This is a genomic window from uncultured Dialister sp., from assembly GCF_900541605.1.
In the GTDB taxonomy this organism is placed as follows: domain Bacteria; phylum Bacillota; class Negativicutes; order Veillonellales; family Dialisteraceae; genus Dialister.
Map to the genome: position 1 here is coordinate 1 of NZ_UQKJ01000177.1, position 3,132 is coordinate 3,132.

At 53.5% G+C, this 3,132-nt stretch carries 4 protein-coding genes; all 4 read right to left on the reverse strand.

Features of this window, described 5'->3' with window-relative positions; translation table 11 throughout:
• Positions 1 to 162: 162 nt before the first annotated feature.
• On the reverse strand, positions 163 to 414 hold the full coding sequence (locus tag QZR21_RS08760; RefSeq protein WP_296974993.1) for a DUF2442 domain-containing protein: 252 nt from the start codon (positions 412 to 414) through the stop codon (positions 163 to 165).
• Between the two features lie 9 nt (positions 415 to 423).
• On the reverse strand, positions 424 to 684 hold the full coding sequence (locus tag QZR21_RS08765) for a DUF4160 domain-containing protein (RefSeq protein ID WP_296099844.1): 261 nt from the start codon (positions 682 to 684) through the stop codon (positions 424 to 426).
• A gap of 491 nt (positions 685 to 1,175) precedes the next feature.
• Positions 1,176 to 2,534, reverse strand: coding sequence for a PFL family protein (locus tag QZR21_RS08770; protein ID WP_296100040.1), 1,359 nt, complete (start codon positions 2,532 to 2,534; stop codon positions 1,176 to 1,178).
• 11 nt (positions 2,535 to 2,545) lie between these two features.
• Positions 2,546 to 2,818 (reverse strand): ACT domain-containing protein, encoded by a 273-nt coding sequence (locus QZR21_RS08775; RefSeq protein ID WP_296100037.1) that lies wholly within the window; start codon positions 2,816 to 2,818, stop codon positions 2,546 to 2,548.
• Positions 2,819 to 3,132: the final 314 nt, after the last annotated feature.

Here is a 3,132-nt window from a genome sequence, read left to right on the forward strand (position 1 = left end):
GAGGGTCCTCTGCAGGACCCTCGCCTTCCGAGGAAGGAGGCTAACCATCCGCGGCTCCGCCGCCGGTGGAATCCTAATGACTCTGCGAATTAATCAGCACTTCCCTGGCACATGACTCATGAAGATCCACAAAAAGAGCCCCTCTGTGAAAGGGGGCTCTTTTTATTTGATGGGCTGGCTGCATTCATAAAGATGCTCCGGCGCAATATCGATATCATCGTTCCATACTACCGTTCCATACATGGCTTTAGCGCTCAGAAAAAAATGGGGATTCTTTAAAGAGTGATAGATTGGTTTCTTCAAAAGCGGGGAGGCATCGTATTTCTTTCTCTCACCATCTGCAAATGTAAGAATCAGCTTATAATCTTTAGTAGGGGTTACATTTTTTACGACCCAGCAAGGTGTATTCATCATTGCACCTCCTTAATGAAGCGGACTGATTTTATACAGAGGCTGCTCAGACATGGCAAGCTCCCAATTTGCGATTAATTCATCTTTGTGAATAACTGCCCAGGCAGCAATCAGCTTTTTCTGCTTTCCAGGCATATCGCCCTCAATGAGTTCTCCATCCAGATTGAAGACGCCATTGTATCCCTGGTAATAAGCATGGAAATGCGGCGGATTATGTTCGCCATTATTGTACATCCGGATAATAATCCCATAGAACATAGATATTGTCGGCATAATACCACCTCCCTCTATAGTATAGCAAAATATAGGAGGGCAAGAAAGTTGAGAATCTGAGGATTCTGCACCAAAAACGTGCGAAGCGACACAGCAGTAGACCTCCTTCCCAAGGAAGGAGGCTAACCATCCGCGGCTCCGCCGCCGGTGGAATCCTAATGGCTCTGCACAAATAACGTGCGAATGACACTGCAGTCGGCCCCTTCCTCGGGAAGGGGCGCCCGGTGGGAAGCGTCTCACGGGGTTCTCAGTCGCCTGGCGGCTCCCTGCGAACCCCGTTCGCTTGCCACCCCAACGGGGTGGGGTTAGCTGATGGAATCGGCCCGCAGGGCCTGATCACCTAGACCTAGACCTAGATCTAAATCCTTAGGGCCTACAGCCCTATTCCCTCGATTTCGGCCTCGATCTCGATCTCACTCGCCCCCACCCATCCGCACAACAAAAAAAGCTGTATCGGACAACCATCGGATACAGCTTTTTTCATTTCAATATTAATTCGTCAGAGATCTCATAGGAGCCGGGATCTTTCCTCCCCGGTTGATGAAATCATCAGCCCGGAATTCGTTGATCTTCATCACCGGCGCATAGCCCATGAGGCCGCCGAACTGCACCATGTCTCCCGGTTTCTTGCCCGGTACCGGAATGAGGCGGGTGGCGGTGGTCTTGTTATTGATCATGCCGATTGCCGCTTCATCGGCGAGGATAGCGGAAATGGTGGAAGCCGGTGTATCGCCGGGGATGGCAATCATATCGAGGCCCACGGAGCATACGCAGGTCATGGCTTCCAGTTTCTCCAGGCACAGGCTGCCCTTTTCCACAGCCTGGATCATGCCCAGGTCCTCACTGACAGGGATGAAGGCGCCGGACAGGCCGCCGACGCTGGAGGAAGCCATGAGGCCGCCCTTTTTCACCGCATCGTTCAGGAGCGCCAGGGCCGCCGTAGTACCGGGGCCGCCGCAGCTTTCCAGACCCATTTCTTCCAGCACCTGGGCCACGCTGTCCCCCACCGCCGATGTAGGCGCCAGGGACAGGTCGATAATGCCGAAGGGCGCATGGAGCCGTTCCGTAGCCGCTTCTGCCACCATCTGGCCGAGGCGGGTAATCATGAAGGCCGTATTCTTGATGGTCCGGGCCACCACGTTCAGCGGCGCTCCCTTCACATCTTCCAGAGCCCGCTTTACCACGCCGGGGCCGGAAACGCCCACATGGATAGCCGTATCTCCCTGGGTCACCCCATGGAAAGCGCCGGCCATGAAGGGGTTATCTTCCACGGCGTTACAGAATTCCACCAACTTCGTGCAGCCGTAGGCATCCTGGTCCTTCGTGAGCTCCGCCGTTTCTTTGACCACTTCTCCCATCCGTTTCACCGCATCCATATTGATGCCGGCCTTCGTGGAGCCTACAGCTACGGAGCTGCAAATGCTCTTCGTGGAAGCCAGGGCTTCCGGAATGGAGTCGATGAGAATCTTGTCGGAGGACGTCATGCCCCGGTCCACCAGGGCCGAGAAACCGCCGAGAATATCGACCCCCACTTCGTCCGCTGCCTTCTGCAGGGTCTTTGCGATATTCACGTAGCTGGAAGTTTTGATGCCCCCCGCCACCAGGGCGATGGGGGTAACGGAAATACGGCGGTTAATGATGGGCACCCCGTATTCCCGGGAAATATCATGGCTCACTTCCGTGAGATGTTCCGCCTTGGTGCAGATGGTGTCGTAAATCTTCCGGCAAAGGGTCTTTTCATCGTCCGACACGCAGCCAAGGAGGGAAATACCCATGGTAATGGTACGGACGTCCAGCTTGTTCTGGTCAAACATCCGCTCCGTTGCAAGGATTTCTTCAATATCGAGCATGGCTCCCCCTTTCAGATGCGGTGCATGGCATAGAAAATATCAGCCAGCTGGGCCCGCACATCTACGCCCAGTTCTTTGCCCAGCTTGCCAAGGTCATCCTGCACATCTTTCAGGGAACCCTTGGATTTTTCCATATCACAGATAAGGACCATGTCGAAAATATCCCCCAGGATGGTCTGGGAAATATCAAGGATATTGATGTTTTCCTTAGCCAGAGCTGCTGCCACACCGGCCACAATGCCGACCCGGTCAGCGCCAATAACGGTAACCACGATTTTTTTCATAATTTTCTCCTTCCACTTTTACAGGATTCACACTGGCATCCCATTCAAGAGAAAAACGCATCTCCCTGCACAATGTTGTACTTATTATAACATATGAATGGATGGTATGAGCCCACAGGGATGAACAGATCGAATCGAGACCGAATCGAGATTGAGGTCGAGGTCGAGACCGAGGGCAGCAGCGGAGTACGGTTAGAGCCAGTTGGAACGGGGGCTGGAGGCGAGGTACGGCCAGAGTCAACCGGAGCGGGGGCTTCTAGCTGTTAGCTTCTATAGTGAACGACAAAAATAACTTTATTTAAAGCTGCACAGGG